The organism is Vibrio sp. 970 (assembly GCF_033339075.1).
Map to the genome: position 1 here is coordinate 1 of NZ_JAWOTW010000599.1, position 579 is coordinate 579.

At 46.6% G+C, this 579-nt stretch carries 2 protein-coding genes; one reads left to right on the forward strand and one right to left on the reverse strand.

All coding sequences use genetic code 11. The features are described from left to right. On the forward strand, window positions 1–199 hold a 199-nt coding region (locus R7Q11_RS28100; protein WP_318094479.1), incomplete at its 5' end, for a phosphoribosylglycinamide synthetase C domain-containing protein. An 88-nt stretch (window positions 200–287) separates the two neighbouring features. Here R7Q11_RS28100 and R7Q11_RS28105 read toward each other — a convergent pair. Continuing rightward, the coding region (locus R7Q11_RS28105) for a DUF1481 domain-containing protein (RefSeq protein ID WP_225467219.1) at window positions 288–579 on the reverse strand (292 nt) is incomplete at its 5' end.

Genomic DNA, 579 nt, shown 5'->3' on the forward strand with positions numbered 1-579 from the left:
CTTCCACGCGGGTACAGGCAATCAAGATGGCGACATCGTGACAAATGGTGGTCGCGTATTGTGTGCAACTGCATTGGGCAACAGCGTATCAGAAGCACAGCAACGCGCATACGAGCTAGCAAAACAGATCAGTTGGGATGGCATGTTCCATCGTAATGACATCGGCTACCGTGCTATCGCTCGCGAGCAAGAAAAATAATAACAACTTCAGTTGGCTAAAAAGACAAAAGGCGCATTCAGCGCCTTTTTTATTGCTCTGTCGCATCCAGCGTAAAAACGTAGAAGCCTTACTCAGAGATAAACTTTGGTCGTGATACACAATCAAAGTCGTCATCATTGAGCATCAAGAGGCTGTCTACCACCACTTCATTACGAGATTCTTTACCAACAAAGGCAATGTAGCTATCGACCGATGATAAACGGTCGACGACAAATTTCGGCAGGGTTTGGTTGAACTCTAGCGTCGAGAACTCTTTCCCTTTGCAGGTTTCAAATGCTTGACCATTCCAATAGCCTTGTACGAGGTTCTGCCCGTTGCGAGACTGCTCTTTGATGGCAACAACGACATCATTAGCTTCG